Genomic DNA, 18,714 nt, shown 5'->3' with positions numbered 1-18,714 from the left:
ATCATTTTTGATTTTTGGGATTCCCCGATGAGCTTTCGAAGCCTTGGTAACCGTGTCAGGAACCTCGCCGAGCGACGCCACGATCGGCAGCGCGCGCAAAAGCGTTTTCAAACGCGCCGGAACCTCGTCCAGCAATTGGAAGACCGGCGTCTGCTGGCCGGACCGGAGCTGATTGCGATTCGTCCCGATTCGGGGGCCCTGCTCCGCAACGGCGACACGCTGAATGTTGCCCCGAGCGAGTTCAATCTGCAGTTCCGCGCCGGTGCGGATATCAACGAAAGCACGATCACGACCGATTCGGTCAAGCTGGTCCGCAGCGGTGGCGATGGGACCTTCGGCGATGGCAACGAAGTCGACGTCGCGATGGGCTACGTCAGTCTGGAAACCCCGGGTGATACGGACCCGACCAACCTGCAACGCATCGTTTTCCGACCCTCCAGTTCGGCATCGTTCAACTCGACTGATCCGGCCGCGGCGTTACCCGACGACACCTACCAAATCCAAGTGTTCGGCTCTGGTGCCAACGTGCTCACCAACCTCAACGGTGAAGCATTCAACGGCGGGGTCGATGAATTCACCACCTTCCGCCTGGATCGTGGTGCCCAGGTGGTCGCGGTCGTTCCTCAACCGATCAGCTACAACCCGCTGTCCCAGGCTTCCGATGAGATCGTCGTCTACTTCGACGACCAACCCTTGGATCCGACACAGGTCATCGACCCCGCGTATTATCGACTGGTCAACACGTCGGGCTCGATGACGTCGGCCGATGACGCGACGCTGCTCGCCGAAACGGTCACTTATGATTCGGACGCCAATCGCGTCACGTTGAAATTTGCGTCAGCCATCCCCGAAGGCAACTATCGGCTTGATATCGGTCAGTCCGGCGGCGACAACTCGACCCCCTCGACGGCCATCCAGGTCGGGAGCCTGAATTCGAGCAACGCGTTTGCCCAAAACGGATTCCTCGGTGACTCCGGCGGTGTCAGCGACAACGCGGCCGACGTCGACCTGTACAGTCTGCAACTGTCTGCCGGAAGCACGTTGACGGTCAACGTTTCGCCACAGGCAGCGGGGCTGAACACCCGGCTGCGCTTGCTCCAGTTCCCCGGTGGAACCGAAGTCGAACTCGACAACGTCACCGCCGGTCCGGACTTGGACAACCTGTTGAGTTTCCCGGTCGCGGTCTCCGGCAATTACTTCGTTGAAATCACCAGCGCCGATGGTTCGACGGGGTCGTACCTGCTCAACGCCGCGGTGACCGCCAGCCCGATTGTGACCGACGACGACAACTCGACGTTTGACAGCGCCACCGATCTCGGCACGCTCGGGTCGGCCGATCTGCGCATCACGTCCAATATCAGTCGGCAACCGATCCCGATTCCGCCGCGGGCCGGCAGCGAAGACGAACCGGGGCACCGCCAAATTCAACGGGAAGCCCACATCGGCGCCCGGGGCACGCAGCCGACGGTGCCCGCGGCCATTCGCACGGTCAACTACTACTTCCCCGACACGCTCGGCACCGACACCAACGGTGATCCCTACATCAACCTGATCACTGCAAAGGAAAAACAGATCATCCGCGAGATCTTCGAGATCTACGCGCAGCTATCGGGTTATGAGTTCATTGAGTCCCCCGCCACCACCCCCGGCGGCGATCAGTTGATGATCGGTAAAGGCGACTTCCGTGCGGTCAGCCCCGGACTTGGTCCCAACGACGGCGTGGCCGGGTTGGCCAGCGGCAGCTTTGCGTTGGCAAACGGTGCCATCTACGACCAGGCCAACCGGTTCTTCGGCGATGGTTTCACCACGGTGATGTTCCACGAGATCGGTCACTCGCTGGGGCTGGGACACTCGTACGACATTCCGTCCAATCAGGGCAGCGGCGTCCCCAACGATGTCTTGCCCGGCGATCATGATGTCGTGCACCTGCAACGGATCGTGCCGCCGAACTCGACCGACATCGACATGTATGGCTTCACGTTGGCCCAGCCGGGACAGCTGCGGGCCGAGACGATTGCCGAGCGATTGGCCACACCCAGCCTGCTCAACACCGCAATGTCGCTCTACCAGGAAGTCGACGGCCAGTGGCAGTTGATCGCCCGCAACGACCAATATTTTGGCGCCGACTCGTTCCTGGAATTGCATCTCGAAGCGGGCAACTACTCGATCGGCATCACCAGCACCGGTAACACCGACTACGACCCGAACGTTCCCGATTCCGGATACGGCGGGACCACCGACGGTGCGTATGATTTGCAACTGTCCTTCCAGGCCGAACAGGACGGCGTGTTGCTCGACGCCGACGGCACCGCGTTTGACGGAGATGCCGACGGCACCCCCGGCGGCGTGTATTCGTTCTGGTTCCAATCCAACGACCCGGACACGACGATCTATGTGGGCAAGCAGAGTGACACGACGCCCGGACCGGAAGGCGACGGGCGATTGTCCAGCCCCTTTGACACGGCCCAAGCCGCCCTGCGGCAGGCGGGCAACCGCATCGTCGTCCCACTTGACGGCGCCGATTCGATCAACGACGGCGAGCGTTTCGTTATTGATGACGGCATCAATGTGGCCACGTTCCGCTTTGGCACGTTAGGATCCAATCCGGTCGACATCAGCGCTGCCAACACCGCGGCCGATGTGGCTGCCGCCATCCAAACGGCGATCAACAACGCGAAAACGGCGGGGCGTCTGAGCGCGTCGGTCAACGTCAGTGTGTCGACACGGATCGTCCAATTCTCGGGTATCAACAACCTCAATATCGCGGGTTCGCCCACGTTGATCGCCACGCCCAATCCGATTCGGATTCTGGCCAACGGCGGCGACGACCTCGACATCGCGACGGCCTTTGACAACCGCCCGTACCTGATCGGGCAGGACACCTCCGGTAACGCGCTCGATGATGGAGCGGAATTCCTGGTGCCGCAGGGCGTCAACGTGATGATCGAAGCCGGCGCTCTGTTCAAAATGCGTCGCGCGAACCTGGACGCCGGGACGTCGTCGGGCAACCTCGACCGCAGCAACGCGTCGATTCAGGTGCTGGGAACTCCCGAACAATCGGTTCTATTCCGTTCCTATCACAATGACTCGGTCGGGGGCGATTCCGATGGCGTCGGCCCGGGCACCTCTCCCGGCGACTTCGGCGGAATTGTGTTCCGCGCCGATGCCGATTTGGATGCCAATGGCATCTATCTGAACTATGTCAACCACGCCGACATCGACAACGGCGGTGGCAATGTCTTTGTCGACGCCAACGAGTTGCCGTTCGCGCCGATCTACGTCACGGACTCGCGACCGACGATTTCATTCAACCGGATCACCAATGCCAAGAGCCCGGCGATCTCGGCGAGCCCCGATGCGTTCGACGATTCGAACGACCGAATCGGACCGGACATCCGCGGCAACTTCCTCGCCGACAATGCGGTCAATGGTCTGTTCATTCGGGTCAAGACGTCGCTCGGTTCCACGCTCGACAAACTGACCGTTTCGGGGCGTTTTGACGACACCGACATCACACACGTGTTGAGCGAAAACCTGATCATTTCCGGTGCCGCCGGCGGTCCATTCTTGACCCCCGCGCGCCAACTGGTCGCGCGTGCGGCCGGTCGGCTGGTCGTCGATCCCGGTGTGGTCGTCAAACTGGATCAATCACGGATCGAGGCCGAACGCGGTGCCGGCGCGTTGATCGCCGAAGGCACGTTGAATCGCCCCGTGATCTTCACCTCCATCGCCGATGATCGTTACGGCGGAAGCGGGTCGTTCAACTCCGATCCGACCAGCGGCCCCTCACCTGCACCCGGGGATTGGGGCGGTTTGTACTTCGGCCAATCGACCTCCGGCAGCATCGACAACGCATTGATCGCCTACGGCGGTGGTTCGGCACCGATCGAAGGCGGCGCCGTCCCCTTCAACGCGGTCGAAATTCATCAAGCAGAAGTCCGCATTGCCAACAGCACGCTGCAGTCCAACGCCGGTGGCGGTGGCGGTGGATCGCGAAATGGTCGTGGCGGACACAGCGATGCCACGATCTATGTCCGCGGGGCCCAACCGATCATCGTGGACAACACGATCATCGACAACAGCGGACCGGCGATCAACATCAACGCCAACGCGATGCGCTGGGAAACCCAACGTGACTCCGGACGCACGACCGGGCCGATCGATCGCTACTCCCAGTTCGATGACAACAAAGGCCCGTTGGTGCGGCTCAACGAACTCGACGGCAACTCGATCAACGGGATGCTGGTCCGCGGTGAGCTGTTGACGACCGAGACCTTCTGGGAAGACACCGACATGGTCCACGTGATCTCCGGCGAAGTCATCGTCGGCAATCACCACACCTACAGCGGATTGACCCTGCAAAGCAGCAATTCGGAAAGTCTGGTCATCAAGGCGACCAACGGCTCGGCCGGTTTCACCGCCACCGGAAGCCCGCAGGAGATCATCGATCGCATCGGCGGCACCATCCATGTGTTGGGAACCCCCGGACACCCGGTGGTGCTCACCTCGCTCGCCGACGACTCGGTCGGCGCCGGGTTCACACCCAGCGGTGCACTCAGCAGCAACACCAACAACTCGGCCAATCCCACGACCGGGGCGGCCGGCCAATGGCGTGGATTGCTGTTCGATGAATTCAGCAACGACCGCAACGTGGCGATCGTCCGCGAAGCGGAAAACCCGTTGACCAATGGCAGAGATGTCAACCGCAACGTCGTCGTCGCACAGAACCTGGGCGTGATCGCTCCGGACCAGAAAAGCGGTGACGAAAACCGTCGGCTCGGTTTCGTGGTCAAAGGCTACATCAGCCCGACCAGCCCGGACGACGTCGATGTCTACAGCTTCAACGGAACCGCGGGGACGGAAGTCTGGATCGACATCGATCGCACCGACACCAACTTGGACGCGGTCGTCGAAATTATCAACTCCTCCGGTACCGTACTGGCCCGATCGGTCCGCTCCGGCGATGCCGACCCGGGCAACCTGAACGCCGCCACGCTGATCAAGAACCCATTGCTCGGCGGCGACCACTACACCCAAAATTTCCGTGATCCCGGTTTCCGTTACACCCTACCCGGGACGCCCGGTCAGACCGGCACCTATTTCGTTCGGGTCCGCAGCAATCCCGCGGCGCTCGGTGATCTCACGCAGCTTCGCGGCGAAAGCCGTGGCGAGTACCAGTTGCAAATCCGGCTCGACCAGGTCCAGGAATTCCCCGGTTCGACGGTCCGCTACGCCGACATTCGCAATGCCGAAACGGGAATCGATGTCCGCGGATTGCCCGCCCACAGCCCGCTGATCGGTGAAGCCGGCGAAACCAATGACGCCAACCAGACGTTCGATCAGGCCCAACAACTGGTCAACCTGCTGGAAACGGACCTGGCGGCGTTGGGCATCTCCGGAAATCTCTCCAGCGAAACCGATGCGGATTGGTATCGCTTCCGATTGGATCAAACCGGCGTCCAGGTGATTCCCGGCGTCAACGACAGTGCCGGCACGATTGCGGTGGTGTTGGATCTGGATTATTCCGACAAGGCGGTCCGCGCGGACACCACCGTTGCGGTCTTTAACGAAGACGGCGATCTGGTCTTTATCGGACGAGAATCCAACGTCGAAGACGATCGCAATGCGTCTGCCGACGGCAGCATCGACGATCTGAGCCGTGGATCCTTGGGGACCAAAGACGCTTACATCGGTCCGATTCACCTGACACCCGGTGGCGAGTTCTTTGTCGCGGTGATGAGCGATCGATTGTTGCCGACCGCGCTGACCGGCGTCTTCCAAGCCAATCCGGCCAACCAGGGGAACGGCCTGGTCCGACTCGAACCGGTCAACTCGGTTTCACGAATCGTCGAAGATCACCTCGGATTCCAAGGTTATTCGTCACGCGGAATCGACATCCTACCGGAGACTCCGCAAGGCCTGTTCGACATCAACACGTTGACCGGCGTCGGCATGAACGTGCGGCCGTTCACGCTTCAGGATGTGGCGTTGTACGTCGCAACGGATGAACCGGAGAACGACAACAGCAATCGCAACAGCGACCACCTTTACACCGTCGATCCCTTCCAAAGCTCGCGTTGGTTGACGCGTGTCACCGACGGCGGTGGGCTCAATGGCGGTGTCAATGACGTTCAAGACGTCGTGATTCGAACCGATGGCCGAATGTACGGCTATCAACGACTCAACAACAACGCGTCCAGCGTCGGTGCGTTGGTCAACATCGATCCGGAAACGGGCAACATCACGCTGGTCGGCAACGACAACATCAACGGCCAGACCCCCACCCCGAACACGTCGTCGTATTCCAACCAGATCCAGGACAACATTTCGCGGGTCCGTCGCGCCGACCAGTTCACGACATCCGACGAAGTCGACGCGCTGACGTTCCGACGTGTCGGGACCACCGGCCCCGCCACGGCGCCGACGCCGATTTACGACGTGTATTATGCCGTCCGTGAATCGGACAACTCGTCAAAGCTGTACCTTGCGACCGAAGATGGTGACGCAACCTTGACGTTCAATGCCCGCAACACGTACGGGGTCAAGGGCGACATTCAACCGTCCGACGTCGCCTACCAGACTTACAACCTGACGGTACGTGGCACGCCTCCGGCCAACGGTCCGACTCCCCAGACGACGATCCGGATCAAGTCAAAGATCGCCGGTCTGGCCGGTGCGTTTGATCTGGTCATCAACCCGTTCCGTCCCAACAACACCAACGCCGTCGTCAACGTCGCCGGCAACACCATCACGTTGACGCTGGGCGGCACCGGCGGGCCCCCGATCACCGGCGCGCCCTCGGCTCAAGCCATCGTCGATGAGATCAACAACGACCCGGTCGCCAGCCAACTGATCACCGCGGTGATTTACAGCGGCAACGATGACAATCGCGGAAACGGTTCGCCGGGAACGCTGGCGATCACGACCAGCTCGGCGTTGACGACCGCGGCCAGTGACGGCGCCAACGGACCGCTGGTCGGACGGGTCACCGGTCTGTCGTTTGCCAACTTCTTCGGCACCGGCAACCTGTACGGTGTGACCGACGCGGGCGAGTTTTTGGAGATCAATCCCTCCACCGGCGACGTGATCAATCGTGTCGATGCGACCAACGCGATCGGCGTGCCCAACCTGGAATTCCAAGGTCTCTCCCTCGGTCCGCAAAACGTCGAAGGCGGGGTCTACCAGAACGTCCTGTTCGCCGTCACGACCGATGGCCAACTCGTCGCCTTTGACACCTCCGGAAACGGATTCCTGGCCTTCGAATCCGGCGGTGCGGCGCAATTGCTCAGCACCGGCGCCGGTCCCGATGGCGGCTTCTTTACCCTGACGACCGACGCGGGCCTGTTTGGTCGTCAAACGACCGATCCGATCGCGGCCGACGCTCCCTCGTACCTGAGCGTCAACGAAACGCAGTCGATCAACACGACCGGATCCGGATCCGGCGGGACCTTCACGTTGTCGATGGTGGTCGACCAAGGTGGCGTCACCAGTCCCGCCTTTAATATCGACGCGACGCAGACGTTGATCACAGTCCAGGACTCATCTGAATTCCCATCCGCCCCGTTTAATATCCAAATCGGCAGCGAGGAGATCCGCGTCGATTCGGCCGTGGGCACTGCATGGACGGTGACCCGAGGTATCAACGGAACCTTTGCGGCAGCGCACGCCGACACCGCGACGGTGTTCGAAAAAGTGACGTCGTTGACCACCAGCACCCTGTCGCTGCCGGGCGGTGATTTCCTGTCGTCGGCGATCAACGACACGACGTTGACGATTCCGGTCCTCAATGCGAGTGCGTTTCCCGCGGCACCGTTTACGATCCGCATCCAAGACGAAGAGATGCGCGTCAACACTGTCAACACGATCGCCAACGAGTTGACGGTGGACCAGCGGGGTGACAACGGCACGGCGGCCGCACACCACAGCAACTTCAGCGAAGTGCTGAACGTTTCGGATACCCTGTCCGTTCTCGATGCAACACCCTTCCCATCGTTCGGTGGATTCAACATTCGAATCGGCGGCGAAGACTTGCGAGTCACCAGTGTGGTTCCCAACCCCGGTGATTTCGGCGCCCAATTCTCGGTGATTCGCGGAGCCAACGGAACGTCGCCGGCCAGTCACGCGTTCGGGGCCGGCGTGGCACGCGTCGACACCTCGGTGGCGCTTCCCTACAACGCATCGAATCCCCAGATTCGCGCGGCAATTGCCGCACTGCCCTTCGTCGGTGGGCTGGGGAACGTAAATGTCACCGGCGGCCCGTTGAACGGTCTGGCGGTTTCGAACCCGGTCAGTGTCGAGTTCATCGGCGCACTGGCGGCCAAAGACCTGCCACTGCTGACCGCGGACGATACCGGATTGGTCGGCGACGAGATTCAGCAAATCTCGCTCGACCCGCGGGTCAACGACGGCGACTTTGCGATGCGTTTCCTGGGCGCGACGACCTTGCCGGTGGCTTGGAATGCGTCGGCAAGTGACGTCCAAACTGCACTCGAGAACCTTCCAACGATCGGTCCCGGCAACGTGATCGTCACCGGAGCGACCCTGGCGTTCGGGCCCCTGAGCATCCGATTCACCGGTGATCTGCAGGACAGCAATGTGCCGCTGATCACGGTGCCCGCGGCAACGGAAAACCTGTTGCAAAACGAAATCCAGCAGTTCAACGTCACCGGCGGACCCAACGGCGGTAACTTCACGCTGGAGCTCGCCTCCGGTCCCGTCACGGGCGTCTCGGATCCGATCGCCTGGGATGCCCCCGTGGCCGCCGTTCAGGCGGCGTTGGAAGCAGGCATTCCCGCACTCAACGGCAACATCATCGTGACCGGAACGGGCGCGCTTCCCGGCGGCACGATCAATATCGAGTTCACCGGGGCACTGGCGAGCACCGATATCGCCCAGTTCATTTTCAACAATGCACTGACCGGTGGCACATCGCCGACGATCGTCGTGACGACGGTCCAGACGACCAACGCACCGGCGCCGTCGATCGTCGAGACCCGTGCGGGGCTCAATGTCGACGTGCCGATCGCTCCCGCAACCGATGGCATCTTGAGCGTCCGCGATGCGTTGATCGGACTGCCGACCTTCAATCCGGCCGACGTCATGTCCGCCGGCGTCTTGAATCCGCCAGGAAACGGCGTGCTGTTGAACTTCGTCGGACAGTACGCGGGCGTCGATGTTTCACTGCTGGAAATCGACAACTCGTTGAACTTGCCCTCGACCGCTGCGAGCATCAGCTTGCAAGCCGCTGTCGGATCCGGAGTCGCCGGTAGCTTCATCATGGACGTTTCCGGACTCAATGGGTTTGGCGCCAACGCGATCGGATTGGCATTCTCGCCGCTGGACTTCAACCTCTGGCACCCGACCTCGCTCCGCGCCACCGACGCCGGACACGGGATCAACGAAGCCGAAGATGACACTCGGGTACCCGGTGACATTAGCGAGGTCTACGGCACGCCGGGAAGCTTCCGAAACTTTGACCAAGACGAAGGCGGCGTGAGCTACCAGTTTGGTCTAGAACAATGGGTCCTGAATCAAAACTCGGACTCCGAGCACTACCTGCAATACCTGCCGGGCGTCAATGCCCAGTACGGCATTCTGACGACCGAGTTCCATGCCGACTTGAGCAGCAACCCGGCCATCGTGGGCGACTTTGGGAACGGCGTCCAAGGGTCGTACAACCTGCCCGGAGGCGGTTATGGAACGTTGGAAACCGGCGAGTTCGATTTGGACGGGTCGGTTCGGGCTGATCGCCCAACGTTGTACTTCAGCTACTTCTTGGAAACCGAGGGACACGACGGTTCCGACATCGATTCCGATGGCGAGGATCCGTTCCGCGACAGCGCCCGCGTCTTCATCTCGGCCGATGGTGGTGCGACCTGGGATCTGGTCGCATCGAACAACTCGCAACTCAGTGTCGCCGATCCGACCGATTTCGGCGGAACCGCTGAACTTCCCGGATTCCTGTCACACCTGTCCGACGCCGGGCTCAATAGCGCGACGCCCCGAGCGCAGAGCCAGCAGATCGTTCAAGAGTTGTTTGACAACACCGGCCAGTGGCGACAAGCCCGCGTGGATTTGTCTCAGTATGCCGGTCTCACCGGATTGAAACTGCGGCTCGATTTCAGCTCGGCCGGTTCGGTCAACGATTCCACGCTCGGCCGCATCGACAATGAATACAATCCCGCCGCCGCGACCGACGTCGCTCCGTTCGGCGAATACGTCAGCACGACAAACAACGCGCGGTCGATTCGATCGCTCGACAACCAACATCAAGGGTTCTTTGTCGACGACTTTATCATCGGATACGCCGAACGCGGTGAAATGGTCACCGGTACCAACGGCGACGTGGGGCTGACGAACCTGTTCGCCGGCACAAGCCGCACCCGTGACCTGGATCCGGAACAGTTCCCGGACATCGTCAACGGACCGTATCAGTTGGAGATTCGCCGGACGGACGAGCACGTGGCGCTGACCCCGGTCGGTCCAGTCGTCGGTGCAATTTTTGACACCAACGACCGGCACGTGGATGAAGCGAGCGAGACGGCATTGCTGTCCTTCGAACCCGCCACGTTTGTCCCCAGCTTGTTGCCCCAAGACACGACGGTGCTGGGCGGATTCACCGCTTCGGAAATCGCCCCATGGTCGGTCACCAACGTGAATCCAAGCACCGGCATCAATAGTCTGCAATCCGGCCCGGTGGGAACCAATCGCGTTTCGATTTTCGAGGTCACGCGAGCCGAATTGGGATCGCTTTCCGATACCGCCGGTGTGATCCGTTTCTCCTACGACGTCAATTCGGCGCTCGAGACACACGGTTTACGATTCTTGATCGATGGCGTTCCGCAGCGATTGGTCAGCGACTCGGGCGAAGAGCCGATTCTCGATCCGACACTGGCCTCCGGTGTGACCGGTTACGTCACGGCCGAATTCACGTTCGGTTCGGGCAATCCGACCTTCACATGGGTGTACGACTTCACTGACACCGCACCGCCGCAGGGCGCCAACCGTGCGTTCATCGATAATGTCCAATTGCTGCAGGGCGGTACGGGGTTGCTGGCTGATCGCAACCGCGAACGCGCTCAGGGCAACCTGATTCTCGATTCGAACTTCATCAGCAACTCGTCCATTCTTGGCATCAACGTCGAGCCGGGAACGACTGAAGCCGGCGGCAGCGTTCCGCATCCGGGATCGACGATCAACTTCCCACAGTTGAACTCCCAGCGACTGGTGCCCGGCGTCGTCATCCAAAATAACGTGATCTCCGGATCGTCCGGGATCCGTTTCGCCGGGGAGACGACCGCGATCCCACAGCGACCGGTTCCCTTCGGGCGGCTGCTCAATAACACGCTGGTCGGATCCGGACGAACGGGTACCGGAATCGAAATTGTGGGGCTGGCCAGTCCCACGTTGATGAACAACTTGATCACGGATTTCAATCGAGGAATCACCGATGGCGGCACCGGAACCGTCATCCGTTCGAACTTCTTCCAGAACAACACCAACAATGGCAACACCGGCACCGGCGCGCTGACCGCACCGGCGACCGCACCGCTGTTCGTGGATGCCGCCAACGGCAATTACTACCTGGACAGTTCATCGGCGGCGGTCGACAGTTCGCAGAACACCGAGCAAGATCGCCAGAACTATCTGACGTTCAAAACGGAGCTTGGCATTCCGGCGTCTCCGATCAATGCACCGCTGCGTGATGCGTTCGGTCAACTCCGCGTCGACCCGAATGCATCGGCGTTGGGTGATCGTGGAGCGTTGGAAGAAACCGACGTCGACGCACCGTACGCGGTGATTTTGAACCCGGTCGACAACGATTCCGAAGGCAACGATCGCGATCCGAGCAACACGGTGATTTGGGTGACCGATCCGCTGCTGGAAAACTTTACGATCTTCCTGGGTGACGGTCGCGATCCGAATTCGCCGTTCGAAGGCACCGGGGTGGACGGATTGACCGTCGACGATCCCAACGACGATACGATCTCAGATCGAGCGATTGAGATCACCCAGAATGGGGTCCCGTTGGTCCAGGGCGTTGACTACGTCGTCGGCTACAACGAACTCAGTGGCATTCTGCGTCTGACACCGCTGTCGACTCTCTGGGAACCGTCCAGCGTCTACATCATCAACTTGGACAACTCGCTGATCGCCGATCGGGCGGGCAACCTGCTGCGATCGAACCAACGCAACGGTAACACCCGATTCACCGTCATCATTCCCGACGTGGAAATCGATTTCGGTGACGCCCCGGACACCTATCGCACGTTGTTGGCCAGTGACGGTCCACGACATGTCATCGCCGAAACTGGCACCCCGATTCTTGGCGGCCTGATCGACGGCGACGACGATGGCAACCCGTCGGTCGGGGCCGTGGGCGATGACTTCACCGGAACCGGTGGCGATGACGATGGTCTGACCGTCGGATCGTTCCGAGGGACGGCGACGACCGCCGGGCTGATCCTGGCCGACGGCACCGTTTCACCGACGTCCGATTCGGCCGACGTGATCGCGTTCCTGGATCGCAATGATCGCGCCGGTGCCGTCCTGCCGATCACTGTGACCGGCAGCGGTAAACTGGACATCTGGGTCGACCTGAACATCGACGGCGACTTCTTGGACCAGGGCGAAAAACTGATCTCCGGATTGGACGTCGTCGATGGCGTCAACCAGGTCCGCGTCTTCACGCCGGCCACTGCCAAGACGGGCCTGACCTACGCCCGAGTGCGGATTTCCGCAGCCGGCAGCTTTGATCCGTTCGGATTGGCGATCGGTGGTGAAGTCGAGGATTACCAGGTCAATATCGTCCATATCGCTGAACCGCTGCCCGATCACGACACCTACACGGTCGACGAAGACGAAGTTCTGGTCGTCGACGGAACCTCCGGCAGCCAAGCCTCGTTGATGGCCAATGACAGTCTGCCGGCTGACGAATTCGTCAACAGCCTGGTCGTTATCGACGCGCCACTGAAAGCAGGCACGACTGACACCTACTTGACGACGTGGGGCGAAGTCCGCCTGGATGACGCCTCATTGGGGCTGTTCACCTACACGCCGAACTCAGATTATCACGGACCGGACTCGTTCACCTATCGCATCAGCAAACAACGCAACGACGGCCCCGAAGCCGACGCCAATGCGGTGTTCGCCACCGTCAACATCGACGTCGCGCCGATCAACGATGCCCCGCTGGCCGCCGATGCGAACTTGGTGGCGCTGGAGTTCCAGCCCGGTCAGTCGCCTGCCGATCAGCCCCAGGAATTCCTTGCCTCGGAATTGCTGGTCGGTGCGATCGCAGACATGGACATCATGATCCCCACTTCGCCGTGGGATGAATCCAATCAAATCGCCTCGCTGCGGGTGATCTCGATCACCGTCGGCGGTGTCACGATCGACGCGAACAATCAGTCCGCCATCGGAACCACCCCGCAGTTCGGAACGGTCTGGGCAGATTTCGCGACCGAACCGGCCGATCCGAATGATCCGACCACGTTCGAGCGGACCTTCATCACCAAGATCTACTATCAAGGTGCCGATTACTTCAACAGCGACAACCTGCGGGACGCTGCCGACCCCCGCATCTTGGATATGTTCTCGTTCACCATCCAAGATGATGGTCGATCGCTGGATCTCAATGGCAATCCCGTTGCCGGGACACCGTTGACCGATGACGCGGATGCGAACATCCTGGTCGCACCGCGAAACAGCGATCCGGTGTTGTTGCCCGAGCTGATCTCGCCGGCCAACGACGCCTACCGCAACTTCTATCTGGACCAGAACCTGCAGTTCCCGGTCCCGACCGAAGATACCCAGTTGATCATCCCCGCGGCGTTCCTGCTGGGCAATGATGTTCCCGGACCGGCTGTGACGACCAATCCCCTCGACCCCTTCGTCGCGGCCGATGAAGTCCTCGGCGTCAACGGCAACGACGGAGCACTGGAAATCATTTCGGTTTCGATGGACCCGCGATTCGGCACGGTGGCGATCGACGCTGCTTCAGGGGATGTCCTGTTCACGCCGGCCGACGACATCTACGGTCAGGTCGAATTCACGTATGAAGTTCAGGACATGGGCGTCGACGAGGAACTCGACGGCACCCGCAACGTGGTCCCGCGAACGGCCACGATCACCAGCACGATCTTTATCGAACCGGTCAATGATGCTCCGGTCGCCTACGATCGCGCCCTCGGGATGACCGAAGCGGTCGAACCGGCGGGGCCGAACCTGCTGACGTTCACCGCGGCCGACTTGCTCGACGGTGTCAGCCCGATTACCAACTCGCCGATCACCACCACCGTGGATTCGATCACGCTGGTCGACGGAAGTGCATTGGTTGACGGGCAAACGCTGGTGATCACCGACGCAACCGGTCAACCGACGGTGGTCGAACTGAGCACCTCCTCGACCGCCTCGATCGGAACCGATCTGCTGTTGACCTACACGGTGTCGGAACTGGCCGATGATCTCGCCACCCGTCTCGCGACCCTGCTGGTCAACGCCGGGATGACAGGCGCCGCGGCGGGACCGACGGTCACGCTGAGCGGAACGACTTCGGTCGTCGTGACGGAATTGCCCAACGTGCCGGGCGATTTCGATGTGAATTTGGGAACACCGTACGACGAGAGCGAGCAAACGCTTCGCATCGTGTCGTTCACCACACCGGCCGGTAACGTGACGGTTGCCAGCGGCTTTACCGGAACCGAAACGCTGGCGACGCCCGAAGGCGGGTTGTTGACGTTGAACTTCGTCAACGGAGCCTTCACTGACGGGACGTACCAGCCGGCGGACGACTACAACCGATTGCAGCCGTTCCAACCGTTTGACCAGTTCACCTACGGCATCGCCGACGACGGCCGAACGACGCTGCCGATCGCCCAGACCGTACTCGGCTTGCCGGAGCAGACGAGCATCCAGGAAGCGACGGTCACGATCACGGTCGATCCGGCGAACGATTTCCCATTGATCGAAAATCTCGATTCGATCGATGTGCCGGAAGATCCGACCCCGGCCGAGGCGACGATCAACAATGTGTTCACCACCGTGCTGCCCGGTCCACTGACCGCTGCAGACGAATTGCAAGACCAGGGACGTCCGACGGTCGATCGATTGACCGGTATCCAGGTGACCGATCCTCGAGGCGTGATGGCCGATCTGCCGATCGTCACCGCCAGCGGTGGATTGACGGTGTTCCCCAACGCGAACCTCGTCGGCGAAGTGATCTATGTGTTCACGTTCACCGACGACCATCCGACGGATCCGAAATCGACCGACGCGACGGTGACCGTCAACGTCCGCCCGGTCAACGACCCGCCGCAGTTCGATCCGAACGTCACCGGTACTTCTGACAACGCCGGCGCCGACGACCAATACACGGTCGCCGAGGTGATTGATCCGAACACGAATCGCATCATCGACGGGACGATCACGTACACGTTGAAAGAGGACAACACGCAGGCCGGCGGTGACGTCGACACGCCGTTCTTCATCCCACTTCGTCGGGATCCCAACGTCAGCGGCTACAACCGCGTCGGCTTGCTGGACGTCTTTGTGGTCGGACCCGACAACGAAGCCGATCCGAACATCGAGGGCGGCAATCAAACTCTGTCGCTCGATCAGATCCCGACGCGCACCAATCTGGGCGGAACGTTGACCCTGGGCGTCGATTCGTTCGGCAATCCCGGCGTGTTCTACGACCCACCGGTCAATTACAACGCCAACATCGGTCCGGTCGACTCGTTCTCCTACACGGTGATCGATGACGGAACGACGTATCAGGGTGGAGGCTTCAGCTCCGCTCCGCGAACGGCCGCCAACTTTGTGCAGTTCGTCCTCAATCCGGTCAATGACCGGCCGCAATTTGCGGTCAACCTGTTGCCCGTCACGCTCGGTGACCCCAACAGCCCGCTGCGGAGCATCGAAGTCATCGAAGATAGCGCGCCGATCACGTTTGACAACTTCGCCTTCGACATCGAACCGGCTCCCCCGGCGACCGCGTTTGACGAAGTCGATGTGATCAACGGTCAAACCGTTCAGTTCACCGTCTCGCCGCTGTCCTTCGACTCAAGCGTGGCGGGCGACTATTTCTCGACGCCCCCACAAATCACGCCGACCGGCGTGATGTCGTTCCAACCGGCACCGAACGTCTTCGGCAGCTTTGACTTTGAGATCGTGTTGGTCGATAACGGGGCCGACGATCTGGCACGAGGCGATTTGAACAAGTCGAATCCGGTCACGATCACCATCGATGTCCTGCCGCAGAATGATCCTCCGGTGGTCCGTACCGATGTCGATCCGCTGGAATTCTCGATCAATGAAGACGGATCGCTGGACATCTTCAGTGTCGGCGTCGGCAATGACCGAGGTCTGTTGGATGTGTTTGCCGTGGGGCCGGCCAATGAAGGGCAAGACTTGACCCCCGGCGGCAATCAAACGCTGCAGTTAAAGGAGCCGACGCCGCTTCAAACCGCGCGTGGTGGCTCGATCACTCAAATTCGTGATGGTGGTGGCGCCTTGATCGGCCTGCGTTACACGCCCCGTCCGAACTTCGTCGGAACCGATTCCTTTATCTACACCGTGACCGATGATGGGACGACGGTGGACTTCGGGACCGGCGGCGTCGAACGCTTCAATCCCCAGATCGCAGCCAACTCGGTTTCGATCCACGTGATGCCGGTCAACAACACGCCGCAATACAGCGGTCCGGTCAACGTGATCGTCGACGAGGACGCCGGTGCCGTGACGATCGACGACTGGGCGGTCAATGTTCTGCCTGGTCCGCGAACGGCGCTCGACGAACTCAGCAGCCAAGACGTGTTCTTCACCGTTACCCAGATTGCCGGTGATCCCAACCTGTTTGCTTCGGCACCGGTCGCGGTCGTCGATGGCGACACGAACACCGCCCAGTTGTTGTTCGAGCCCGCCGGTGACGCCAATGGTATCGCCAGTTTCCGTGTCGTCTTGACCGATGTGCCGACCGATGGCACACCGGCTGCGTCGACGGCACCGCGGACCTTCACGTTGAGGGTCAATCCGGTGAACGATCCGCCGACATTCGATCGCGTCGCCAATCCGATCACCGTCGACGAGGACAGCGGCCCGTACTCCCAACCGTGGGCTTCCAACATCAGCCCCGGACCGGCCGACGAGTTGACTCAAACGGTTCGCTTTGAAGTCACAACGCCAGTTGGCGCCGAAGGCTTGTTCCAACAACTGCCAGCCATCAGCGACGACGGCACCCTGCGATTCATTCCGGCGGCCAACGCCAACGGTTCGGTCGACCTAGCCGTCAGGGCGATCGATTCGCTGGGTGGATCCAGCGCTCAAGAATTGCTGCGGTTGGTGATCACGGCGGTCAATGATCGGCCCGTTGCGGTCACCGACAGCGTGACGGCCAGCGAAGACGCAGTGCTGACGCTGACGGCGGACCAATTGGTGAGCAATGACATCGATCCCGATATCGGCAATCCCAGTGATACGCTGACGATCGTCATGCCCACCGACAGCTTCTCACTCAGCGGAGCCCGGGTCCAATACAATCAGGCGACCGGGGTCATCACCTACGATCCGTCCACCTCGATTGCCTTGCAAGCCTTGACGCAGGGCAGCACCGGTGTGGATGCCTTCAACTACCGCGTGGTCGATTCCCAGGGGGCGCTGAGCAACATCGTCTCCGTGGCGGTGACGGTCAACGGTGTCAATGACGCGCCGGTTGCTCGGCCGGATAACCCGACGCTCAACCCGACTGGACCGACGGTCATCAACGTGCTGGCCAACGATTCGGATGTGGACGGTACCTTGAATCCCGCCTCGATCGAAATCACTCTGCAACCGGCATTCGGTTCGTTGTCGATCAGCAACGACGGTGTCATCACCTTCACCGCGTCGCCAAGCTTCGCTCTGGAAGATGTGTTCCGCTATCGCGTGGCCGACAATATCGGCCAGTTCAGCGCCGAAGCGTTGGTGACCATCTCGGCCAATGCCGCCCCGATCGCTCGCACCGACCAGGTGGCAACGTTCCTCAATGAAACGATCGTGATCAACGTGTCTGCCAATGACCAAGATCCCGATGCTGCAACCGGGGCACCCAACCGCGGACTCGATCTGACATCGATTCAAATCGTTGACAGTCCGTTCAGCGGCGATGTCGTGCCGCTCGGCGACGGCACCATTCGATACATTCCCGCCGATGGATTCCTCGGGATCGATCGCTTCACCTACACGATCGCCGATACCACCGGACGTGTCAGCAGCCCCGGTACGGTGCGGGTGCAAGTGATCGGAAGCCGATTGCAGAACCCCAACCTGAACCCCGACGTGAACGACGATGGTGATATTTCACCGATCGACGCCCTGTTGGTGATCAACCGATTGGCCCGGTCCGGCGCGTCGCAAATCCCGGTCGAGGACAGCGATTTCGGACCGCCCTACTTTGACGTCAATGGCGACAAAGTGATCACGCCGCTCGATGCCCTGGCGGTGATCAACGAATTGGCCCGTCGCCAAGCCGTTAGCGGTCTAGGTGAAGGGATCGAAGGCGAGCAAGTCGGATTCATCGACGATTCCGAGGACGCGCCCGCCGCACTCGTCAGTGACGTGATCGACTTGATCGCATTTGATGACGATGACGACGAGGACGACCGGATCGATGCCCTCGATGCCGCCTTCGGTGATCTGATCTAATCGGCTCGCATCGGATCGATGCCAGATACTCAC

Annotated in this window: 1 protein-coding gene; it reads left to right on the top strand. The window is 60.9% G+C overall.

The genetic code is table 11. The features are described from left to right. Positions 1-27: 27 nt before the first annotated feature. Entirely contained in the window at positions 28-18,681 is an 18,654-nt protein-coding gene (locus tag TBK1r_RS11685) for a tandem-95 repeat protein (protein WP_145210398.1), read from the top strand. Positions 18,682-18,714 lie beyond the last annotated feature (33 nt).

It is taken from the genome of Stieleria magnilauensis, from assembly GCA_007753675.1.
GTDB lineage: Bacteria > Planctomycetota > Planctomycetia > Pirellulales > Pirellulaceae > Stieleria > Stieleria magnilauensis.
Note: the sequence above shows the minus strand (reverse complement) of the source record. Positions and strands in the feature narration are given on the sequence as shown.

Excerpts from the sequence above, each read along its gene's own strand:
- TBK1r_RS11685 (WP_145210398.1), top strand. The coding sequence starts at position 28 with ATGAGCTTTCGAAGCCTTGGTAACCGTGTCAGGAACCTCGCCGAGCGA.